The 25236-nt window shown below is 47.4% G+C and carries 10 protein-coding genes; 6 read left to right on the forward strand and 4 right to left on the reverse strand.

The window, feature by feature from the left end:
- Positions 1-91 precede the first annotated feature (91 nt).
- The 5 genes from AB6E51_RS00080 to hflX all read left to right on the forward strand — a co-directional run bounded on the left by AB6E51_RS00080 (position 92) and on the right by hflX (position 6070).
- On the forward strand, positions 92-1339 hold the full coding sequence (locus AB6E51_RS00080; protein ID WP_372058343.1) for an ABC transporter substrate-binding protein: 1248 nt from the start codon (positions 92-94) through the stop codon (positions 1337-1339).
- Between the two features lie 181 nt (positions 1340-1520).
- On the forward strand, positions 1521-2459 hold the full coding sequence (locus AB6E51_RS00085) for a carbohydrate ABC transporter permease (RefSeq protein ID WP_010439457.1): 939 nt from the start codon (positions 1521-1523) through the stop codon (positions 2457-2459).
- Complete coding sequence (locus AB6E51_RS00090) at positions 2456-3313, forward strand: carbohydrate ABC transporter permease (protein WP_009848502.1); 858 nt, start codon at positions 2456-2458, stop codon at positions 3311-3313. Before AB6E51_RS00085 ends, AB6E51_RS00090 begins: the two co-directional genes overlap by 4 nt.
- 6 nt (positions 3314-3319) lie before the next feature.
- Positions 3320-4432 (forward strand): ABC transporter ATP-binding protein, encoded by a 1113-nt coding sequence (locus tag AB6E51_RS00095; protein ID WP_017066148.1) that lies wholly within the window; start codon positions 3320-3322, stop codon positions 4430-4432.
- Between the two features lie 270 nt (positions 4433-4702).
- On the forward strand, positions 4703-6070 hold the full coding sequence (hflX, locus tag AB6E51_RS00100) for a GTPase HflX (RefSeq protein ID WP_372058344.1): 1368 nt from the start codon (positions 4703-4705) through the stop codon (positions 6068-6070).
- A 113-nt stretch (positions 6071-6183) separates the two neighbouring features.
- On the opposite strand, the gene pfaD is transcribed toward hflX, so the two are convergent.
- The 4 genes from pfaD to AB6E51_RS00120 are packed head-to-tail and all read right to left on the reverse strand — an operon-like array spanning position 6184 to position 23650.
- On the reverse strand, positions 6184-7821 hold the full coding sequence (gene pfaD / locus AB6E51_RS00105) for an eicosapentaenoate synthase subunit PfaD (RefSeq protein WP_372058345.1): 1638 nt from the start codon (positions 7819-7821) through the stop codon (positions 6184-6186).
- A gap of 30 nt (positions 7822-7851) precedes the next feature.
- Entirely contained in the window at positions 7852-13761 is a 5910-nt protein-coding gene (locus tag AB6E51_RS00110; protein ID WP_372058346.1) for a beta-ketoacyl synthase N-terminal-like domain-containing protein, read from the reverse strand.
- On the reverse strand, positions 13758-15815 hold the full coding sequence (locus AB6E51_RS00115; protein ID WP_372058347.1) for a PfaB family protein: 2058 nt from the start codon (positions 15813-15815) through the stop codon (positions 13758-13760). The genes AB6E51_RS00110 and AB6E51_RS00115 overlap by 4 nt, the downstream gene beginning before the upstream one ends.
- A complete protein-coding gene (locus tag AB6E51_RS00120) occupies positions 15815-23650 on the reverse strand; it encodes a type I polyketide synthase (protein ID WP_108180563.1) in 7836 nt (2611 codons plus the stop codon). The genes AB6E51_RS00115 and AB6E51_RS00120 overlap by 1 nt, the downstream gene beginning before the upstream one ends.
- A gap of 721 nt (positions 23651-24371) precedes the next feature.
- Here AB6E51_RS00120 and AB6E51_RS00125 point away from each other — a divergent pair.
- Complete coding sequence (locus AB6E51_RS00125) at positions 24372-25184, forward strand: 4'-phosphopantetheinyl transferase superfamily protein (RefSeq protein WP_017060627.1); 813 nt, start codon at positions 24372-24374, stop codon at positions 25182-25184.
- Positions 25185-25236 lie beyond the last annotated feature (52 nt).

Here is a 25236-nt window from a genome sequence, read left to right on the forward strand (position 1 = left end):
GAGCTTACCTTTTGTTTCAATCTTACAAATCAGAATAAGTAGACTCTGTATTGAACCGGACGTCGAGTCCGCTAAAACATGGAAGATAATAATGAAAATCAATAAAACCCTACTTACTCTATCTCTTCTTGCTGCCTCAACATTTTCTCAAGCTGGTGAAGTGGAAGTGCTTCACTGGTGGACTGCCGGTGGCGAAGCGAAATCCGCAGCTGTACTGAAAGAGATGATTGAAGAACAAGGCCATACTTGGAAAGATTTCGCTGTTGCTGGTGGCGGCGGTGAAAGTGCGATGACTGTTTTGAAAACTCGAGCAGTGTCGGGCAATCCTCCATCTGCGGCGCAGATTAAAGGTCATGATATTCAAGAGTGGGGTGGTTTAGGTTTTCTAACGTCTCTCGATGCAACTGCGAAACAAGAAAAATGGGATGATCTACTGCCAGAAGTGGTCACTAAAGTGATGAAGTGGGATGGCGAATATGTCGCAGTTCCTGTCAACGTTCACCGTGTTAACTGGCTTTGGGCGAACCCTGTTGTTTTAGAAAAATCAGGCGTGACGGTTCCAACTACGTTAGATGAGTTCTTTGTTGCCGCAAACAAGATTAAAGCGGCTGGCTTCATTCCACTGGCTCACGGTGGTCAACCTTGGCAAGACGCGACGGTATTCGAAGCGGTGGCACTTGATGTACTAGGCAGTGAAGATTACAACAAAGCGTTCGTTGATCTGGATATGGACGTGTTATCTGGCGACAAAATGGTGGAAGTGTTCACCAAGTTCAAAAAGATGCGTGATTACATCGACAGCAACTCTCCGGGTCGTGATTGGAACGTAGCAACTTCGATGGTTATCAATGGCGAAGCGGCAATGCAGATCATGGGTGACTGGGCGAAAGGTGAATTTACTGCGGCAGGCAAAGTACCGGGTAAAGATTACATCTGTGCACCAGCACCGGGCACTGATGGCCAATTCACTTTCAACATCGATAGCTTTGCGTTCTTTGAGCTGAGTGACAAAGAGAACCAAAAAGCGCAGCAAGACCTAGCGAAAACCATTCTTACCAAAGATTTCCAAGAAGTCTTCAACCTTAACAAGGGTTCTATCCCTGTACGTCTAGATATGGACATGTCTAAGTTCGACCAATGTGCGTTGGATTCAATGGCAACCTTCAAAGCGAGTGCGAAATCTGGCGATCTTGTTCCGAGTATGGCTCACGGCCTAGCGACAACAAGCTACGCTCAAGGCGCGATTTACGACGTGGTAACCAACTTCTTCAACGAAAAAGATGCCGATCCAAAACAAGCGGCGGCTAAGTTAGCGAAAGCTGTGAAAGCGGCTATCTAATATAACTTGATAAGCGACACACAACGCACGTGAGTGACGGGTTGTGTTGCTTTATCGAACCCCCAGGGTGGGTAGGCTCGTAGGGAGCCTATCTGCTCTTCACTCCCAATTCTAATATGCGTGATGCTGATGTGGTGCCGAAAGGTAAGCCATTGGCTCGATTGTGCAACAAGGATAAGTTATGGAGCATGTTTTGACTGAGTCGACTCCAAAACCCACAAGGAGCCAGCCTGCACCGAAACCGAGTTTTGCTGACAGGTTGCAACATTGGTTACCTAAAATTGTGCTGGCGCCAACTGCGTTAGTGACCGTGGTGTGTATCTACGGTTATATATTTTGGACGGCCGCATTGTCGTTCACCAACTCTCGATTTCTTCCGAGCTTCAACTTCGTTGGTTTAACCCAATATGAAAAGCTGATGGATAACGATCGTTGGATCACCTCGATCACCAACCTTGGTGTGTTTGGTTTTCTATTCATGGCGATTGCTATCTTGCTAGGTGTTGGTTTAGCGGTATTACTTGACCAGAACATCCGTCAAGAAGGCGCGATTCGTACTATCTACCTCTACCCAATGGCGTTGTCATTCATTGTGACGGGTACGGCGTGGAAATGGATTCTTAACCCGGGTCTTGGCATTGAAAAACTGATGCAAGATTGGGGCTTTACCGACTTCAAATTCGATTGGCTCGTCAATTCTGAAATGTCGGTTTACACCTTAGTGATTGCAGCACTTTGGCAGTCTTCTGGATTCGTGATGGCGATGTTCTTAGCTGGTCTGCGTGGCATCGATTCTTCAATCATCAAAGCGGCTCAAATCGATGGGGCAAGCTTACCCACTATCTATCTGAAAATCATTTTACCTTGCTTGCGTCCTGTGGTTTTCAGTGCGGTGATCATCACGTCACACATTGCGATTAAGAGTTTCGACCTTGTGACGGCAATGACGGCAGGTGGCCCGGGTTATTCATCGGATCTTCCTGCGCTATTTATGTACGCACACTCCTTTACTCGCGGACAAATTGGCCTTGGTGCTGCCAGTGCCATGATGATGCTTGCTGGTATCTTAGCGATTCTCGTGCCTTATCTTTACTCTGAACTTAGGGAGAAAAAGTCATGATGAATAACATCAATTTTGCTCGAATCTTTATTTATTCAGCACTGCTTTTCTTCTGCTTGGTGTATCTAATGCCATTGTTTGTCATGGCGCTGACCTCATTCAAAACTCTGCCAGACATCAAGGCAGGTAACTTGATGAGCTTACCGAAAGAGTGGGTGTTTGATGCTTGGTATAAAGCGTGGGATACCGCTTGTACGGGCGTAAAATGTGAAGGCATCAAAGGTTACTTTTGGAACTCATTCCAAATGGTGATTCCTGCGGTCGCAATCTCAACATTGCTCGGAGCATTCAACGGCTATGTGGTCACTAAGTGGCAATTCCGAGGCTCGAATCTGTTCTTCAGCTTACTGTTGTTTGGTTGCTTCATTCCGTTCCAAGTGGTGCTACTACCAATGGCAACCATGCTCGGCAAGATGGGGCTAGCGAACACAACCATCGGCTTGGTGATTGTGCACGTTATCTACGGCATGGCGTTTACAACTCTGTTTTTCCGTAACTTCTACATCTCGATTCCGGATGAATTGATCAAAGCAGCAAAACTGGATGGTGCAGGCTTCTTTACCATTTTCTTCAAGATCTTATTACCGATCTCTACGCCTATCATCATGGTGACGGTGATCTGGCAGTTCACCGCAATCTGGAACGATTTCTTGTTCGGGGTGGTGTATTCCGGCTCAGAGACTCAGCCAATCACCGTAGCATTAAATAACTTAGTCAACACCAGCACGGGCGTTAAAGAATACAACGTTGATATGGCTGCCGCGATCATCGCCGCGCTGCCAACGCTGTTGGTGTATGTCTTCGCAGGAAAATATTTTGTTCGTGGCCTAACGGCAGGATCAGTAAAAGGATAATTACCCATGGCAACATTAGATTTAAAACAGATCCGTAAAACCTATCGCAACGCGGACAACGAAACGTTAAAGGGCATCGACATCAGTATCGATTCGGGGGAGTTCTTGATACTTGTCGGCCCTTCGGGGTGTGGAAAATCTACCCTAATGAACACCATTGCTGGGCTAGAAAATATTAGCTCGGGTGAAATCGTGATTGATGGTGTTGACGTGGCCCAGGTTGAACCTAAAGACCGCGACATCGCGATGGTATTCCAGTCGTACGCACTTTACCCAAACATGACGGTACGCGGCAATATCGCCTTCGGCTTGAAGATCCGCAAGATGCCACAAGACGAAATCGACGCAGAAGTGAATCGCGTCGCTGAAATGCTGCAAATTGAGCAACTGCTTGATCGTAAACCATCACAGCTATCTGGTGGTCAGCGCCAGCGTGTCGCGATGGGACGTGCACTAGCGCGTCGTCCTAAGTTGTACCTGTTCGATGAACCGCTTTCTAACTTGGATGCCAAGCTGCGTGTTGAAATGCGTCATCAGATTAAACGCCTTCACCAAAAGCTTAACACCACCATTGTTTACGTCACCCATGACCAAATAGAGGCGATGACCTTGGCGGATCGTATTGCGGTGATGAAAGATGGTGAACTGCAGCAACTCGGTACGCCGCAAGAGATCTACACCAAGCCAAACAATATGTTCGTGGCGGGCTTTATGGGTTCACCATCTATGAACTTCATTAAGACCATGGTGGATTTGGATGATGAGCAGAATCCGATCATCAAAGTAACGGGTACAGCTGAGCAAGAGCACCACATTCGATTACCACAAAGCATGCGTGAGCAAGATGGCAAAGAAGTGGTGATTGGCCTGCGCCCTGAACATATTACCGAGCAGGAAAGTGAAGATGTGTCGGCAACGACCAAGCTAGACTTGCAGTTAGAAGTGCTAGAACCAACAGGGCCAGATACGATTGCGATGGTGAAAGTGAACGACCAAGAAGTGGCATGTCGCTTGTCGCCAGAATTTGAAGTGTCAGTTGGGCAAATGGCGCCGCTGCATTTTGACTTATCAAAGGCGGTATTCTTTGATGCTCAGACTGAAGCGAGAATTGATTTTTAGTTTTTGAGACAGTAGCTCAATGAGAGTCTAAGCTTAAGCAAAGGCAGTATCACTAATTACTAATAAGTAACGTGATGCTGTCTTTTTTGTTGTTTTAGCCTGTTTTATTTCCTCACGAAAACAGAGGGATAAACGAGATAAATGGATTAACTGCAATAATATCGCCAAATAGCCTCCGTTAGCTCTATAAAGCTGACCGAGAACAGCGTAGGATCGCGCTACTTTAGACCAAATACTAGGTTGCACATTAGTGCATAAACAGAAGAATACATGAAACTAACAGCAAAACCCTCAGCTAGTAACGCTTTACTTATTTCTATTACGACACCGGACTTCAAAGGTGACGAAGCAAAAGAGTCTCTTGCCGAACTTGCTCGCTTAGTAACAACCCTAGGGTTTAAAGTGGTCGGTACACAATCACAGCACCACAGTTCAACACAACGACAAAACGTGTTGGGCGCAGGTAAGCTTGCAGAAATTGCACACCTCACCGGTTACCAAGGTTCGATTGAAGAAGCAGAAGATGAAGATTTTATCGATGAATCTTTTGATTTTCGCGCTAGTATCGATGAATTAGATTTTGATGATCTTCCATCTGAAGATGTGGAGTTTGGTACTGCTGATGTTGTGGTATTTGACTGTGATTTGAGCCCTTCTCAACTGCGCAATGTTGAGGCTCACTTAGGTGTCGAAGTGTTTGACCGCACCGGTATCATCATCGAAATTTTCAGTCGCCACGCTCGCACTCGTACCGCACGTCTGCAAGTAGAAATTGCTCGCCTAAACTACTTAGTACCTCGACTTCGTGAAACAGCAGACGGTGACAAAGAACGTCAAATGGGTCAGGGTGCTGGTGAAACCTCACTAGAGCTTGACCGTCGTAAAGTACGTGACCAAATTGCTGCGCTTAAGCGTGAGCTGGTTAGCGTACAAGATGAAATGAAGAACCGACGCACACAGCGTTCGGAACTTTTCACTGTTGCTCTGGTTGGTTACACCAATGCCGGTAAGTCTTCGATGATGCGTGCAATGACCGCAACCGAAGTGGTGGGTGAAGATAAACTGTTCGCAACCCTAGATACCACGGTTCGTGCACTTCAGCCGATCACTCAGCCGCGTATCTTAGTGTCAGATACGGTTGGTTTTATCAAGAAGCTGCCACATGATCTGGTTGCTTCATTCCACTCAACGCTTGCAGAAGCACACGACGCGTCACTACTGCTTTATGTGGTTGATGCTTCTGACGTTTCATTCCGCGCACAGCTTGATGTGGTACACGAAGTATTAGCGCAAGTGGGCGTTGAAGGCAGCGAAAAACTATTGGTACTGAACAAGTGCGATAGATTGAGCGAAGAAGAACAGTTAGAGCTGATTGAAGAATTCCCAGATGCAATGCTGACCTCGACTCGTGACCCGCTCGATATCACCAAACTACACAAGTACATCGTGGGTGTGGCTGAACAAGGCATGATCGAAGAAGAGATCACGATTCCTTATTCTGGACAAGGCATTATCGGTGAGATTCGCTCAAACATGAGTGTGGTGAAGGAAGAATACGACTACGAATGCATCAAGCTTACTGTACGCTCAAGTGCAATTGATTTAGCGCGCTTGAAAAAGCGTATGCAGAAGTCTTAATTTTGTAGCGAGCCTGGCAAGAACAACCAAAAGAAAAGCGACCCGATAAGGTCGCTTTTTTGTTTCCTGTCGCTGAGTAATTAGTTACTCGTCAACCAGTCCATTTAGGTCATTTACGCCATTCTTTGAGTTGGCTTCCATCGTGCTAGTTCTGGATCAAGCTTGATGCCTTGCGAAGTCAGCAGGTTAACACGTGCTAAGTAAGCCGCACCGTGCATCAGGTGCTTAGCAAGGTCGACCGCATTACGCTGCTGGTAATCATCTAGGTAGCTGTCTTTTGCCCACGCGTTGAATGCGCCAAGTGCAGGGCCAGCCCATACTTGATAATCCATTTCACGACCTTGTTCGCCCGTGTTTGACCAGCGGCTAGAAAGCCCCAAGTACCAGCGGAAAATCAACGCCATTTTACGCTTCGGGTTGCCTTCAGCGCGTTCGATCTGTTTAGGGTCGCGCTCGTTAAAGTGAGCAACAGTACCTGCCCAGATGTCATCCAATGTTGAACGGAATACCTGCTTCTCTAGCTTTTGACGTTCTTCAACTGGAATCGCTTCAATGGAGTCGTAGCGTGTGTAGATCTCGTAAAGCTTGTTTGCACGCATTGGGAACAAGGTACCGCGCTTAACCACTTGCAGCTTCACGCCCATTTCGAACATGTCTGCTGCCGGAGCCATAGTCACGTCAGCCATTTCAGTTGTCGAAAGCAGCTTACGTGTGTGTTCGCTCGCGCCAGCTTCAACACAGGCTTGGTTAATAGAACCAGTAACAATGTATGCCGCGCCCATGTTAAACGTTGCTAGAGCTGCGTCAGGCGTGCCGACGCCACCACCACAACCAACACGCAGCGGTGTTTTGAATTGGTACTGAGCTTGGATCTGTTCTTTCAACGCAAGAATCGTTGGTAACAGGGTAACTAGAGGGCGGTTATCGGTGTGACCACCAGAATCCGCTTCTGCAGTAATGTCATCCGCCATTGGAACCAACTGTGCTAGCTCCATCTGTTCTGCTGTGATTCGACCTTCATCAACCAAAGCTTGCAGCATTTTCACAGGAGCAGGCTGCATGAACTTGCTTGCGACTTCAGTACGGCTCACTTTTGCGATGACTTTGTTGCCAATCTGGATTTCGCCTTTTGCATCACGGCTTAGACCAGCAGCACGATAGTGAACAATTTGCGGTGTTAAACCTAAGAAGGCTGAAGCCTCAACCGTTTTCACTTTGTGCTTCAAAAACAGCTCTACACTGCCGCGCTCTAGTGCAGGTTCACTTGGGCTGTGAATCAGGTTAAACGCGTAAGGGCCGTTTGGTAGCGCTGCTTGAATACGGTTGATCGCTTGCTCAACGCGAGACGGGATTAAGCCTGCCGCGCCAAATGAACAAAGAATGCCTGCCTGACCAAGCGCAATTACAAGCTCTTCAGATGAGATGCCGTTGGCCATTGCGCCTGCGTAGTACGCGTATTTTACGCCATGACAGCGACGAAACTCTTCGTCGCCTAGGCTTTGTGTACCAAGAGCTGGAGCAAAGGCGCTAACAGGTTGCTTGTTCGCTGAACTTGCTGAATCGCCCGATGTAATTTCCGCTTGTTGGCTAACACCTAAGCCTTTTTCTGGGTGGTTCACGACGTAACAAGCAAGGCTTAAGTCTTTTAATATTGTCGACATTGCCGCGTTATCAAAGCGAGTTGTGCTCTCTTCGATCTGCCAAGGCCACGGAGATAGCTTTTCGTTATTGATAGTGGTTTGAGTTGTCATAATTATTTCATTCCTAGAACCGTGTCAGGCTTATGCTTCTTCGATACAAATTGCGATGTCTTTCACTTCGTAAATACGCAGACCATCTTTGCTCAGGTTTGCGTCGCCAACGATGATGCGTTTGCCATCTTCGTCTTTAATCGCAGTGATGTGTACATCCAGAGACATCTGTTTGTTCAAAGGGTTGATCTGACCACGGTATTTCCATTTCACTTCCGATTGGATCTGACCAAACTTCGGATTGCGGAAGCCAGCACCAAGGTCTTTGTTTAGCGCGTAGGTTTGCATCAGTTCGATGATCGCTTCGACACCTAGAGAACCTGGCATTACTGGATCTTGATGGAAGTGGAACTGGAAGAACCAATCGCTTGGGTCAATCGTACGCTCAGCGTATAAGTAACCTAGACCGTCTTTACCACCATCGCTGGTGATCTGCACAGTATCGATAAAGTTCAAGCGACCGCCAGCCAGTTGGTAATGCTCTTGCACTTCACCAGTAGCAGAAACAGGTGCATTGAAGTAACGAGTCGTTTTGTCTAGTAGGTTGATGTTTACATCCGGCGTGCGGTTGTTATCAACGTGCCAAGGATGAGTCACCTTACCGTTATCCAAACCTAGTTGGTCTTTCAGAGCAGCGCCTTTGAAGTAACCAAATACCGCTGTACCTTCGTAGAAAGGCACGCCGTCAGTGCTCAGTTCGAAGCTAAAGCTCTGTACGATGTTTGTACCCATCATTACGGTTGAAAGCAGGCGAGAATCGTTGGTGATCGTTTTGCCACGCAAGTCGACGTTACGCAGCATTTTGCCGCTGCCGTCTAGGTTACGGAAAAACAGTTCTTCACCTGGGAAGCCCAGTGTTGTACCCATGTAGCCTGAGATAAAGCCGTTTGGCTGCAGTGAAATCTCCATCAATACCGAGTAAGGCATTAGGGTCTGGTGGCTGTTTTCATCAAAGTACCATGCATTTTCTGGCACTTCGTACTCTGCGATACACGATGAAGGTTTCTTGAAGTCGCCACGCTTGCCGTCGATCTCAACGACACGAGTGGTTAACTGCAAGTCGCCACACGGAGTACGTGGTGGAATCATCCCACGGTAGATAGAGAAATCAGGGCCGAAACATTTTTCGATGTCGCCAGTCGCGAATTCGAACATGTGATATGGCGTGAATGGAACCGTATCGGGTGTGCGGTTCGGGTAATCAGGCGTTACCGGAGCTTCAACATGTTGAAGAGGAATCACGCCTTTATTTGGCGCTGTTTCTAGGTCTTCAATTTGCGCCATCAACGGCGCATTTGCTGAAGCCTGCTGATTAATGGCGGGTGTATGGCCCAAGTTTTCGATAACAGGGGTCGCGACAGCTGTTTCTAAAGAAGGCAGGTAACGAGTACATTCGTCATCTTCTTTGATCATCACACCCAAGTTTTGGAAATCAACAATCACTTTGCCATTCAGTAAAATATCGATGTTAGCTTTCGCGTATGGGCGAGGGCTTAGACCAATCTCGGTCACTTCCATGCGGTAAGTCAGTTCTGCCGATTGTGGTAGAACTTGACCACGACAGCGTACTTGTTGAGGGGCATTTTCAAGCGGTTGGAAACGACCATTTTGAACAAGCGTGTGCATGCCAAGGTGCATCATGAAGAATTGCAGCAGTTGACCACAACCTTCTGCCATCAAAGAGCCAGCCATTACTGAGTCATCTTTGAAGTGACAAGGGAAGTACCAGTGCTCAGGCTCTAGCTGTTTGTGACCTTCAATCAGACCAAGTCCCCATGTGCCACCTTGCGGTTCAACACGGCTAACCTTTTCGATCATCATGAACTTCTCTGCGCTGAAGCACAAAGAAGGCTGGTGGCGATCAGATTGGTGAGTCGGGCCAAAACACTCTGCAATGTTTGCAGTCAGTAGGTGGCGCAGTTCTTGGTGGTTAAACTGGGTTTTAGGGCAGTGCAACATAGGGTCGAAACGTTGCTTAGTGGCAAGTTTACGAGCCTTGATTTCATCTTCAGTGTGAATCACGCCCTTGCCATCGGCTAGCTCTTCATCAGTGAAGAAGCCCGCACAGCCGTTATCCATTTTCAGGATCATCTTGTTGCCAACGAAACATTCGTACGAGAAGAAGAACAGTAGCGTGTCGCCATTGCGAGCAAAGCTGTTGATTGAGATGTCGTAACGCAGCGTATCGCCACCACGAGGCAAGTCGCCAAGGAAGGTCAGTGTACAATCAAGCAGGCGATAAACACGCTCGCCTTTGTTTTCGAAATCAATGCCTAAGTAGCTGATCAGCATTAGGTCACACTGACCAGATTCTACCGCTACAGCCCAAGGGATTTGACCATCAACAAGATACGGCGCATCAACTGGGATGTCGTACTCTGTGGTCATGGTGCTTGGCTTGTATTCGTTCACTGTCGCGTTGAGCTTGGTTACACGAGATACCAATAGGTAGTCTGTGGTTGGTAGGCGAACGCGGCGCGAGTAGCTATCGATGATCGCGTAGTCAGGGCCAAATACATTGGCGATGTCGCCTTCAGCGTATTCAACCAGATCATCGTAATCCCAGATACATGGTTTACGGATAGGTTTTACTGGTGCTGGTGTCGCAAGTGCGTTTACTGGCGCTGACTGAACCTGAGCTGGTTGAGCTTGCACAGGCTGAGTTGATGTTTCGGCTGAGCTATCTAAACCAGACGTAATTGCGTTTAACTGTGCTTTTAATAGCGCATCAGCCATCTGCATGCCTTGGGCTCGAGTGTGCAGGAATGCTTTGTGTACCTGTTGAGCTGCTTGCTGATTTTGAGCAAAAGCTTGGTTGTGTGGTGTTACAGACGGCTGTGATGCTGCATCCGTATTAGCGTCGATATTTGATACGCCATTTTTAGCGGATAGGACATGAGTCATATTGCTGTGGTTACCTGTTAGCTGACTGTGGCGAGTTGGCGCCAGAGTAGGGGATACTGATGTAGGAGTTTCGATGACTGGCTCTACCGCGTTCTGCGCTAATGCCTTCTTCTCTAACTCTTTTTGCGCAAGGGCTGCTTTGATGTTTGCTGTCGTTGGAATCGACGCCACTTTTGCTGCTTGTTTGCCAGAAGCTTTCTGCTGAATCGTTGCCAAGTTAGTCACTGGGGTTTGGGCAATATGTTGATAGATATCGCGACCACCAAGAGTCACTTGCTTAACCAATTGACGTTTAGCATCGCTCGCCAGTTCATTGCTTAAACGAACGGAAAGTGACTGAGATTCAACACTCGACTGGCTTAGTAGCAGCTGTGAACATTGTCCTTCGCTGATGTTGGCAACAATCGCGCTCTTAGAGCTGATATTTGGATTCAGAGACTCAAGGTTCAGGTTGAGGAGACCGTGTAGCAGGCTTGCCATGCCAGAAGCTGCAGAGCAGTGACCAACACGTTGGCTCGCTTGAGTGGTCTTGGTAACTTCTAAGTTGAGAGATACAAGCTCGTGTGACAAAGACTCAGGTGCATGGTTAAGCTCAAGCAGAGAAACATCGTTTGAGCTCATACCGACTTGAGTCAGTAACTCATCAACAACGGCGTTGTTACGCTCGCTTGAGCCAAAGGCCAAGGCGTTAATGCTGCCGTAAGCTGTGTCTTGGTTGCTCGCTACTCGACCTTCTTCCACAAGAACAATTGCACCTGCGCCTTCGCCCACATTCCAACTGCCGTCTTGCGGTTGTCCGAATTTTGGATCAAGCGACACTGGGCTCACGCTGTTCTTCAGAATCACATGTTCCGCACTGCCGCTTAGGTCGACGGCTGCAATCACGACTGCATCCATGGATTCTTGCGACATCAGGTTTTGCGCGACATCGACACAACGAGCAACTGACTGTTCAGCGGCTGAAATCGTAAAGGCAGGGCCATTAAAGTCCCATAATGAAGAGATGCGCGAAGCCATGATATTGCCGATGAAACTGGTGTATTGGTTCAGTTTGGCTGCGTCCATCACACTGTCCATCGCGATGGTTTCTAGCGATTGGTATTCGTCTTGTGTTAGCTCAATACCCATGTTGGCAAAGCTGTCAGCCAATTGGCTATGCAGGTTTACGCGTCCACGGAATTGGTGCATCTCAAGCTCAGTTTCCATCGCTACCAGTACTGCAACCTTTTGGCCTGCCACAAGCTTGGCATCTTTGATCGCTTCGTCTGCAACTTTCATCAGTAGCAACTGCTGAGAGATCAAACGGTCATCTTCATTTGGCGGTACTTTGAAGCGTAGGAAATCGAGGTCGAATTGATCGATGTAAGCCCCGTTTGGAATGCCGTGTAAACCAAACTGATTCAGCAGTTCTGGATGTTGGTCTAAACCTTTCCAGCGCTTCTTAGGCAAAGCAATGAAAGCATCGTTGTTGGTTTCAATCGCAGTGCTCAGCGCGTTGATACTTTGCAGAGAACCGAAGTGAGACGCGAGGCCAGTAATGCTTAAATTAGACGGCTGTAGGCCTGGAGACGCTGACTCTAAAGTCTGGTTTACATGACTGATGTCAGAATATGCTTCAAGCAGTAAGTGAGCGTTACAACCACCGAAACCAAATACAGAAACGCCCGCACAGCGCTCTGGGTTGCCCGCTTTACTTGGCCAAGGTTGAACCTGTGTTGGCAGAGTCTGTGAGCCAAATAAACCTTCTGGCGACGATAGTGGCTTGTCTAAGTTAATACTTGGCGGAAGCACGCCTTCTTTCATCGCAAAGATCATCTTCATGATCCCCGGCATACCCGCCGCAGTCAGCAAGTGACCGAGGTTGGACTTCGCAGAGCCAATTAATGGCGGGTTAGAACCATTCAATTTGTCAGCAAAGAAACGCTCCATTGAGGTTAACTCAACCTTGTCACCTAATGGTGTGCCGGTTGCGTGACACTCAATCACTTCGATGCTGTCTGGGGTTAGGTTTGATGCCTCGTAAGCGCGTTCAAAGGCTTGTACTTGTCCTTTGCTATTTGGGCTTAATACGAACTGGCCACGGCCATCGTTCGACAAGCCAATACCGCTAACGACTGCGTAGATGTTGTCGCCATCTCGCTCTGCATCAGCTAAGCGTTTTAGGACTAAAACACCGGCACCTTCGCCAGCAAATAGACCTTTACTATTGCTATCAAACGGAACCGAAACACCGTGGTCAGGGTAAGCGTGGAAGATGGAGAAACCCATGTTGATAAAGAATGGGTCAGCACCGGATACCGCGCCTGCCAACATCATGTCGGCTTTGCCCGTGTTCAAGTAATCACACGCTAACTTCAATGAATACACTGAGCTTGCACATGCCGCATCTAGGCTAAGTTGCACGTTGCCTAAACCTAGCGCATCAGCCACTAACTTCGAGGCGTTGTGTGCTGCAGCACCATTGATCGGATTAAGGTCTTGCGCGGTTTCATTGGTTGGTAGCAGTGAAAACTGGTCATTAGCCAATTTAGCTTGTAGTGCCTTTTCGACGACCGAGTGATACATCGGCAGAAACAGGTCGTTCGAGCGTGTGGTTGGGAACGAAAGGGCACCCATGATCACGCCTGTACGCTCTAAAACATCGGCATTCAGATCAATGCCGGCGTCAACTAACGCCTTACGACTGGTATCCAAAGCCCATAGGAAACTTTGGTCAACACCGTTGAATGATTCTGCTGTCAAGCGGTAGCCATTGCTGTCGAAATTGAAGTTTTCGATGTAGCCGCCTTTATCACAGTAAAAGCGGTCTGACTCACCTTGCACGCCCTGATAGCTTTCAGGTTCAGCACCTAATTTTTCAGCGCTTAATGTGGTTCGAGAATCTTTTTTATCCAGCAAGTTTTGCCAAAAGTCTTTTGGCGTATCAGCTTCTGGGTATTGGTTAGCAATACCGACAATCGCGATCTTATTGCACTTCACTTGCTGCTTATTCTGAGCCTGATATTTATATTGAGATGGTTTCGATTGAGAACTCATACTAGCTCTCCTTGATGATTCACTGCGCTGCCTTGAGACACACCACTTAATTGCTTAGCGGCGGTGATCTGTTGTTCTAGCCCTTGAATAAGTGGCTCGACAGACAGTGGAATTTGATGAGTAATGAGCTGGCCAATACACTTGATGAGCGTGACAACATCGTCACCGCCTTTGGCATTGGAAGCGATTGTGCAGTATTGGTCTGCTACGTTGTCGCTACGATTGATCTTGTCGATCAATGTGCTGGTTTGACGATCGGCACCCACTTCGACAAACAGACGCGCACCTTGTTGACGTGCACTTTGGATCAACGCGGTGAAATCCAGCGTCGAACAGAAAGTGTCGGCAATCGAAAGGGCGATGCTGTCGCTGTCTATATTGATTGGTGCGCCAGTCGGTAGACCTGCTGCGCTGATAAAGCGGATATGCTTTGGCAACTCGTCGAACAGTGGTTGAGTGTAAAACTCACGCACTTGGCTATGCTGACTCAGCGCTGGTGTGGTGTGCATCGCAGTAACACGGTTAGCGGCAATACCACGTTTACCCAGTTTCTTGAGTAGTGCACGACATGTGCTTTCACAACCTGCTAGCACGCAAGTATCACCTTGGATGATAGCGAGATAAGCGCGTGGGAACTCTGGTAACAGAGCTTCAATCGCTTGCGCATCACTGCGAACCACAAAGCTATTCCATTGGATGCTTTCGTCGCCGTTCAGCTGCCAATCTTGACGTACTGCGGTGAGTTCGCCAGAAATAGCCGTAGTGAAGATAGGACTGGTTTGAGTCATCTCAATCAGCGCATGTGGGTTTTTCCAAACATTCAAGCTAGCCCACATGGAAGCTTCACCCTTGGAGTAACCCAAGGCGAAATCTGGCTGCACTTTGAATTCATCACACAGCAGTTGTGTTAACAGATAACTACTGCCTACACCGGCAATTGCCAATTCACTGAGCGACATTTCTTGCGAGTCTTCAGCGTAGGTTTTTTCAGCCTGCAGCATCTCTTTCAAGTCACCTTCTCGCTCTAAGCGGGCAAATAACTGTGGGAAATGTTGGTGAAACTCGCGCAACATGCCGGGATAAACCGTGCCAACACCAGGGTAAACAAATGCAACACCACCTTTGCTTTGAGGCTTTGGAGAGAAACAACTGCCTGCCGGAGTTTTGTATTGGCTATTGTCAGCCATTACTTTTGGCAGCGCATTTTCTAGCGCTGTGATTTCTTGCAATGCAGCATCAATTGAAGCCGCTTGAATCACTATGTTCGCGCTAAGGCCAGCATTGTGTTGAATGCTTTGGAAGTGACTTAGGTTTGAATGCATCAGGGTGGCGATAGCAAGTTCGCTGTCTGCCGCTTCGTTAACGCATTGAAGCTCCACTCTTAACGAGGTTAACTGAGAAACCAATTCGGCTTGGTCGTAGCCAGAAACCACAAACATCAAACGCTCGCTCGATAGCAGTGGCTTTGGTTCTTGCAAACCGGTCGCTTGAGTCAATATCAGGCTGGTGGCTTTTTGGCTATCGTCACTGAAAGTTAACGCAGCAACACGTGCTTTGTTCGGCTCAGTGAACCAATAGTGGCTGGGTAATGAATAGCTCGGCAATGAACGGCTCGATATCGCCTCAATCATATTCAACAACTCATTAAACTGCTGCGAAGCAGATAGGGTTGAGTATTGTTGTTGATGGCTTAAATCTGAAGCGGGGCGGCGTGACATCTCTAGAGCAAGCTGAACGCTATCTCCATTATCTAGATCGAGAGTTTCGGCAAAGCCCGCTAAATTCGCGTGTGGGTGAATCTTATTCTGAGCAGCATTCAGCGCACTTAACATCAACAATGATGGAGAGTGAGAACCCAAACAAAGTTTAACAGCAGTGCCTAGATTTACAGTCTCAATCGCACGGCTAAGTGCTTGATTAAAATTGCCATCAACCACAACAGTTATCATCTCTGGGAACGAGAGGAATAAGTCGGCAGAAAGCTCAGCCGCGTTTGCTGGCTGAGCTAAAAGAGCGATGCGCAATGGCATCGCTTTATTAGTAGGAACAGTCACTATGACAATTGCTCCTTTTCTGCGTTTTTAGTTGCCTCTTTCTTTGATACTGCTGAGCTAGACTTTGGCAAAAATGCATCGTTTAAACTCTTGCTGATGGTGACTTTGGCACCTTTCATTACCGCACTTAAACGACCATCTTGGTGGTAAAGTGAGATATCAGCTTGCAGCGAACGAGCCGTGCTTTTTATCACGCTCAGCTCTAGCCAACCTTGGTCACCATTGTGCATCGGTGCGTAACAAATAAACTCACCGATTGCAGACGGTAGGCTTGCCGCGCCGTACTTCAATCGAGCCCATACCAGCATTGCTTGCAACAGATAATCTTCAGCAAATGGTTGGCTATCGCCAAAGCCTTGCTTAGGAATAAATGATCCGCAGTCGCTGTTTTCAATCTGAGGCAACTGGCACTGAGCCAATAAGCCTAAGTCGTCAAAGCGCTCAACTGAGGTAATACCTTGCAATCTTGGTCCATGAAACAGAGTGCCGTCACTGTATAGAGCTTGTGCCGTTGTTACAGGTGCTGAAGTGCTGGCTTCAAAGCGTTTTGTCGACGCTTGTTGAACATCTTCAGACATTTGCACAGAGGCAACTTGCAACTGAGCTTGATACTGTGGTCGTCCTTGGCAGCTGATTACTGCTTTTAGCTGATCTTTTGATTTAGCATCAGAGGAAAGAACCAGTTTCAGCTCTTTCACTTCATCAGTATCAAAAATCACACCTTTCAGCAGTTTGTAGTTGTGAACGCTAACGTTCACCCCTAACAGTTGCTCTGCGACTTCACGCATCCATTGGATGGCACACACTGTCGGTAACACTGGGTTACCGGCAATGCAGTGATCTTGAATGAAAGGCAATGCCTTTGGATCAAGATGACGTGTCACAGTAATGCTTGTATTCAGCGGACTCTCTGCAAGGTGCACAGACTCCGCATTAAGCTTTTTTACAGCAGCTTCCTTGTTGTCAGAACCTTGCATGCTCGTACCAACCAGCAGTTGAATGCCAGTTTCGTTCAGTAGTTGAGAACTAAATAGCTCTGCACCCGCCTGAAGAGGAATTACGTACACACCGCGCTCTGTAAACATACGTTTCAGTGCTGCGTTGACCATGCCACCGTCCCACGGTCCCCAGTTGAAGCTCATCACTTTCGCTTGAGGGTTACGAGCAGACAGCTGTAGAGCCGCTTTGTTCAGGATCTCGTTGGACATTGAGTAATCGCTTTGGCCTGTGTTTCCGTAGAAACCCGCCGCCGAAGAGAACATCGCAATCAGTTTTAGCTTGCTGCTATCAAGACCACCAAGAACCGCTTCTAGTCCGCCCACTTTGGTGCCGTAAACCATGTTCAGTTCATCAAGCGTTTTGTCTTGAATATGCTTGTCAGCCAGTACACCTGCACCGTGGATAAGACCTGTGATGCCTTCGAAGTTTGCCAGTGTTTTTGCTACTGACTCATGGTTCGATACATCTAGGCTTAGGTATTCAGCGCTCGCGCCGATCTCATTGAAAGCGGCAAGTGCTGCGTTGATTTCAAGGCTGCTCAATACAGGTTTTAGCAAGGCATCTACTTTCTTCGGCGTTGGTTTGTCACCTGTTGCTTGTAGGTGAGCGATAGCCGCTGGTTTTAGCTCTTTCTCTTGCTTACCTTGTGCCCACTGAGGTAGATCAACTGAAGTAATATGCTTACTACGACCTGCAAGAACGAAATGAGATTTACATTGCTTAGCAAGCGTCAGTGCACATTCAAACGTCACGCCTTTAGCGCCACCAGTTACGAGAACTTTGTCGCTCTTGGTGAGTTGAGCGCCTGTGTTTTTAGTTTGTGCAGCGCCTGGTGTTGTCGCAATCAGTGTTGCACGACCAGATTCACCGTTTTCCGTATGGCTAAGGCCGATTTCAACCGTGTTGGTATCGATATCGAACAGTTCACCTGTGATAGCTTCAGCTAGGTGACGAGCATCAATAGAAGCGTCAGCATCCAATGCACGGCAGAATACGTTTGACCATTCATGGCTCAGTGTCTTAGTTAGACCAGATAGAGCCGCTTGGTTAAGTTCTGCATTCGCTAATTGCTTAGTATCTAGGTAACCAAAGCCACCATCGATACGGCTTAGTGTGAAGAACACGCTACGACCAGAAACGGCATTCAGTTGGCCATTTAGGTGCTTGGCGAATAAGAACGCTGTCGTCAGTGAAGCTCTTGAGTCTGCATTCAAGTTAACCGCTTGCTCGTTGCTTTGTTTAGCATCAACGATAGCTTGTAGGTGAATGAAGCCAGCAATCACTTTGTTCGACGTTTTAAGGTCTGCTTCGATGTCGTTAATAACTGCAGTCACACCAGCATCATCGACGCTGTTGAGTGTGTAGCTTGCGATTTCACTGTTTAAAGGTGACGCGGCAGAAAGAGCACTACGCACTACAGCAACTTGAATGCCGTTAGCGGTCAACTTTTCTGCTAGAACACCGGCGTTGTGACCATCATCTGTGATCACGACACAAGCGTCTTTTGAGAAACAATCGACGAGTTTATCTGCCGCTGGTAGCTTTTTTAGCGCTACCTCATTGTGTGGAGGAAGTTCCGCTGTCGCTGTTTCTGCGATAGGCGTTACTGATTCAGCTTTAGCAGTCGCTACAGGTGCAGCAACGGATAGCTTGCTTTGCATGTAGGTAACGATTTCACCAAGAGTACGACACTCAGCTAAGTCTTCAGGGTTTAGCTCTGGCAGCGTTGGTAGCTGGTCTTGAACCGTACCCAAGATCTCAACGCGTTTAATCGAATCGATACCAAGGTCAGCTTCCATGTCCATCGCTAGGTCGAGCATTTCTGCTGGGTAGCCTGTTTTGTCGGCAACCACTTCCATCATAGTTGATTGAACGTGAGCAGGGTTTAGGTCGTTGCTCGTGCTTTCTACAGCGGCTTCTGGAGCAGGAGCTACTGTCGCTGCTTCCGAATTCGGAGCTAGCTTGCTGTTCATGTAGTCTACAATTTCACCCAGAGTACGACACTCAGCTAGGTCTTCAGGGTTTAGCTCTGGCAAGGTTGGTAGTTGGTCTTGAACCGTACCAAGGATCTCAACACGTTTGATTGAGTCGATGCCAAGGTCAGCTTCCATGTCCATTGCTAGGTCGAGCATTTCTGTTGGGTAGCCCGTTTTATCCGCTACTACGCTCAACATTGTGCTTTGAACTTGTTCTGCGTTTAAACCGTTTGATACTGCTGGCGCAGATGCTTGAGCTGCTACTGGAGCAGAAGCTGGAAGCTTGCTGTTCATGTAGGCTACGATTTCGCCTAGAGTGCGACATTCAGCTAAGTCTTCAGGGTTTAGTTCTGGAAGAGTCGGTAGTTCATCTTGAACCGTACCAAGAATCTCAACACGCTTGATTGAATCGATACCAAGGTCAGCTTCCATATCCATTGCTAGGTCTAGCATTTCAGTCGGGTAGCCCGTTTTCTCTGCTACTACTTCTAACATGGTTTTTTGAACGACAGCCGCATCTAGTCCGTTGTTAGATGTTGCCGGAGTAACTGCTGGTGCTAGTGAAGGCACAGGAGCAGAAGCTGGAAGTTTGCTGTTCATGCTTTTAGTATTCATGTAAGCAACGATTTCGCCAAGAGTACGACACTCAGCTAAGTCTTCAGGGTTTAGCTCTGGAAGAGTAGGCAGTTCATCTTGAACCGTACCAAGAATCTCAACACGTTTGATTGAGTCGATGCCAAGGTCTGCTTCCATATCCATTTCTAGATCAAGCATTTCCGTTGGGTAACCTGTCTTCTCAGCAACCACTTCAAGCATGGTTTGTTGAACGACTTTTGCATCAAGACCGTTAGCTGCTTGAACAGGAGCGGTTACGCTTGGCTGTGCTGCCACAGGCGCTGATGCTGGCATCTTGCTGTTCATGTAGGTAACGATTTCACCAAGAGTGCGACACTCAGCTAAATCTTCAGGGTTCAGCTCAGGTAGGTTTGGCATCTCGTCTTGAACGGTACCAAGGATCTCTACGCGCTTGATTGAGTCGATACCAAGATCTGCTTCCATGTCCATTTCTAGATCAAGCATCTCCGTTGGGTAACCCGTTTTCTCAGCGACCACTTCCAGCATCACTTTTTCAGCATCTGCTGATTGTACTGCTACTGGTGCCGCCACAGGAGCCGGTTGTGCTTTAACTGGCACAGGTTGAGCTGCAACAGGCGCTGCCGCTTGAGCCGCTACTTGTGGGGCAGGAACGGCTTTCTGTACCGGAGCTTGTTGAGCTGTTGTATTTTGAACTGGCGCCGCTTGTACAGGAGCAGCTTGCACTTGAACTACAGGCTGTTGAACGATAGCTGCTGAAGTAGTTGGAGTAGCTTGAATCGCTGGCTGAGCATTTACAGAAGCAACGAAGGTTGGTTGTACTGTTTCGACAGAACCTTGTGTCAATATGTTAAGTGCTGAGTTGTTGCTGTGCGCTTGCATCTCTAGGTAATGAGCGTGCGCTTTTAGCGTTTCAGCTTGGTGCTGGTGGAACATCTCCATAGAACGCTGTAGATTCTCAGGAATTGCTACGCCTGCTGTTGCCATTTTCGCTTGCTCAGACATTAGGGTATTGAACGTGTCACCGTATTGCTGAGGAATCGCCAAGAATTTCTGATGTACTTCTGCTGCTTGTTGTTGAGCATTGAAGAACGACTGCAGTGAAGATTCATCAACCGTTACTTGAGCTGCTGGCTGAATAGTCGCTGGTGCAGCTTGCGCCACTTGAGGTTGCTGAGCTACTTGTGCACTTGGCGCTGCTGCAACTGACTGTTGTACATTTGAAGCTTGAGGAGCAGCCACAGGTACTTCAACGATTTCTGTTTTAATCACTTCTTTTTCCACGATTTTCTCGACTTCAACTTTCACTTCAACAATCTCAGTCTTTTCGGTGACGTTGCCCGAAGCCAATGATTGATCCATTTTCTTACGAGTAGCAGGGCTGATGTAGTTGGTTGCATTCAGCTTGATGTTCATTGGTGATGCCTTTGCAGGTTCAGCAATGTCAGCTTGGTAAGGGTCAATGTTGTCTAATGAAACACCTGTCACGCACAGTTGAACCGCAGCTAAACGAAGCTGTTGGTCACTGTCTCCTTTAGGGCTTGGGTTGATGCTGATTGCGTAAAGTTCTTCGTTTTTATCAGCCAGTGTTTTCTCAACCAGCTTTTGAAGAATGTTTTTCGGACCGAACTCAACGAATACGCGCGCGCCTGCTTCATACATCGCTTCAATTTGCTCGCTGAAACGAACCGATTGCAGCATGTGTTGTTTGAATGCTTTCTTAATCGCTTTAGCGTCTTTGCTGTGCAGTTTGCCCGTTGCGTTTGAGTAAAGCGGCAGCGTTGGAGCGCTAAATGAAGCTTTATCAATTGCAGCTGCAAATGGCTTTTGAGCATGAGCAACAAGCGGGGTGTGGAAAGCACCAGATACTGGCAGAGCAATTGCTTTGAAGCCTTGCTCAGTTAGCGCTTGGGCTGCCTGCTGAACGGTTGCTGTTGGACCAGCAATAACCAATTGAGTCGGAGCGTTGTAGTTGGCAATGCTCACGCCTTCGAATTGGCTGATGCAGCTTTCAACGGCTGGAAGTTTGTCTGCGTCTAGAATGACCGCAAACATAGTACCGCTGTCGCCTTGTTCAGGTGTCGCCGCCATCGCATCGCCACGAGCGAAAGCTAGTTGGTAGTAATCGTCTTGCGAGATAACACCCGAAGCACATAGTGCGCTTAGTTCACCAAAGCTGTGGCCTGCAACCATGTCTGCTTTGAAGCCAGCTTGAGTCATGATGTCGAACTGACCCATAGACACAGTACCAATTGCACTTTGCGCATTGGCCGTGTTGGTTAACACCGCTTCTTGAGCTTTGGTTGCTTCTGGTGTGAAGGTTGGAATGGGGAATAGAATTTGGGACAGAGCCGTCTTCTTGTGCTGACCAAATACTTGGTCCGCTTGAGCAAGCTGTTGGCGCATCTCTGGGTAATGACAAGCAAGCTCGCGACCCATGTTGAGATATTGCGAACCTTGACCTGCAAATAGCGCTGCTACTTTACTAGTGCCGTTTTCAGCAATCAGTGCTGACTCACGGTAGCTAGTACCGTTTGGCATCTGCCAATGTGCTTTGGTTTGGCTCTCAAGCATAGGAATCGCTTGAGTCAGTTGCGCTTGAAGGTCTGCTTGGTCAGTTACAACTAAACCAAGACGAGCATGCTTAGCGTCAACTTCGCGTAGAGCGTGTTGCTCAGCAAGCGCTTCCAGTTTGAACGCTGCATCTGCAGTTTGAGTTGAAACCTGTTTAAGTTCATTGATCAGTGCTTGACGAGATTCTGCGCTGAATAACAGAGTTTGCGGCACTTGGCGTTGACGGTATTTGTCACCGCGAGTGTGCTCTGGTGTGTACTCTTCCAATACCACGTGGAAGTTAGTGCCACCAAAACCGAATGAGCTGATACCTGCACGGCGTGGTGTGCCGTCGACACGTTTCATCCAAGGGCGCGTTTGTGTGTTTAGGTAGAACGGCGAGTTTTCGATATCCAGTTTAGGATTCGGAGCCGATACGTTAATCGTTGGCGGCAGTACTTTGTGGTGCAGTGCTAAGGCAGCTTTGATTAAACCTGCAGTACCCGCGGTTGATTTAGTGTGACCAATTTGAGATTTCACAGAGCCTAACGCAATGTGTTGCTTCTCTTCATTGTTCTCACTGAATACCGAGTTTAAGCCACCAAATTCAGCAACATCGCCTGCTGCAGTACCTGTGCCGTGCGCTTCTAGTAGGCCAAGCGTGTGCGGTGCGAAACCTGCATCATCATAAGCACGTTTGAGTGCTTTTGCTTGTCCTTCAGGGCGAGGCGCGTAAATACTCTTGAACTTACCATCCGAAGAAGAACCGACACCTTTAATCACTGAGTAGATTCTGTCGCCGTCACGTTCAGCATCTTCAAGGCGCTTAAGAGCAACCATGCCGATGCCTTCACCAATCATCATGCCTTTTGAATCGATGTCGAAAGGTTGAATGGTTTCGTTTGTAGTGAATGCTGGGGTTTTAGAGAAGCTCATGTACATGGTTGGTGAGTTATCAGTACACACACCACCAGTGATCATCATTTCACTGCGGCCTTCAACCAGCTCGCTCAGTGCCATGCGCATTGCGGCTAGAGAACCTGCACACGCAGCATCTACTACACAGTTGATGCCACCAAGGTCAAAGCGGTTAGCAATACGACCTGAAATTACGTTACCTAATGAACCAGGGAATGAGTTCTCTTCCCAGTGGATGTATTGGTCTTGGAATTTTTTGATCAGCATTTCGCTGTCTTCGTCGTTGATGCCACTGCTCTTGAAGACTTTTTTCAAAACAGGGTATTGAAGACGAGCATTCAAGCTTTGAGCGATCTTCTGACCACCGCCTACACCGAGTGTAATACCGATCTTATCGCGATCGTAACCTTCAGGAAGTTTCGCATCTTCAAGTACTTCTTTTGCCACGATCAGAGATAGCAGCTGTGACGTATCAGTCAGTTCTAGGATATTTGGCGGAAGGCCGAATTCCATAGGGTTGAAGTCAACTTCTGGGATGAAGCCACCGCGCTTACAGTAAGATTTGTCTGGCGTAGTACGATCTGAATCGTAGTAATCTTCTGGGCGCCAGTGTGTATCAGGCACTTCGGTAATTGCATCGATCTTTTCGCTGATCAAATCCCAGAATTTGTTTAGGTAGCGAGAGTTCGCAAACATGCTTGCCATACCAACGATAGCAATAGGCATGTCTTTAAGACGTTTATTAAGTCGAGTGTCGTCGACTGATTCCGGTGTATTTTTTTCGGGTTGGCTCATTATGAGTCTCCACTTGAAATCACTGAGGGCGATGTCGTGTTTTGAGGCTGCGCTTTTAATTGAATCGAAAATAAATCTGAAACAGATTTGGGCAAACGCAGCTGAAGAGTAAGGCTGCCGAAAGTTGGCCACCTGACTGAAATAGGGGGTGCGAAGTTCATTGACTTGCAGACGTTGAGAACGTGTTTAATGCGTGAAGGGGGTATTCGAATGTGAGGTTAATGTCCATTTAAATCCTGTCCAAAGTACTGCTTTATGCAAAGCAGGTATCCGCAATAAAAACGTGTGAATTTGTTTAATGGTTGAGCAGGCTACCCGAGGTGAGTGGCCGATACAATGCTCCCAGAGGCCACTATGATCTGTTCAGACCAGATGATTTTACTGAACTTTTATTTTTTGTATTTTTAATGCAATTAACTTATTGATAATTAATGGATATGAGTGGTTTTTTAGTGTTTATGCTCTATTTTTTTACTTGGTGAGATCTATGTCATATTTTTGTAAGTAACATTTAATAGATGCCTGTTCCGTAAGGCTAAGTGTGATCTGTGTTTTAATTTGTTATTATTTGAAAAATTAGTTTTAAGTCCGCATATGAAGGGTGTTTCCTGCCCAAATTCTCTATGTTTCTCTCAAAATATAGGTGAGTTAAATTTGTTCGTTTTGATGTTTTATTGATGGCTTTATGAATAGTGATTTTTAAGAAGTGAGTGCTCAAAAGATGGAAACACCAGTCGTTGATTTGTGGCTTTGTTCTCTAAGCAATTTGGATGAAGGTACTGATCATGTGTCGTGCCTTAAACAGAAACTGACCGACGATGAAGTCGCTAAGGTTGAGCGTTATCGAATGCCTTCATCTCAGATCCAAGCGCTCTATGTTCGTAACTACTTACGAGAGGTTCTGTCGATCTACTCTGATTTGACGGCTGAAGAGTGGCGATTTGAGTATGGTGAAAAAGGCAAACCAAGCTTGATTGCAGAGCAGCAACACAAAACCGGACTGAATTTCAATATTAGCCACAGTCAAGATCATTTACTGATTGCTGTCTGCCGAACGAAAGGGCAACCACTACAGCTTGGGGTGGATATAGAACATGCAAGAAGCTCGACCAACATCGCGGCGATCATGAAGCATTACTTTTCGGAATTTGAGATTAACGATTTACTCGAGCTGGATGAGGTATCTCAAAGAGAACGTTTTTTTGATTTGTGGGCACTGAAAGAGTCGTACATCAAAGCGACAGGTAAGGGGTTGGCCACATCATTGAAAAGTTTTTCGTTCGATTTTTCCAATCTAACTCAACAAACGCTGCCAGTTCATTCGTCGGGTTTACGACCAGAGTTACATGGAGGAATCATTGTCCATAACGGTGTAGGGTTGGATGCTGCTGAAAATGACAATACTTCAACAGATTGGCAATGCAGTTTAGGAAGGCTGGATAACCAGTTTCGATTTGCCGTGACGCTTGGTGGTGCAACGCTTCCTATGCAATTAGAGATTAAGTGCTTCCCCAAATCGAAGCTACTTGGCTGAGTTTACGTTCGTTACACTAGAACCTTTAGCTTCTAATCTTGAACACGGCTCG

Source organism: Vibrio sp. 10N.247.311.47 (assembly GCF_041467535.1).
GTDB classification, from domain to species: Bacteria; Pseudomonadota; Gammaproteobacteria; order Enterobacterales; family Vibrionaceae; genus Vibrio; species Vibrio crassostreae_C.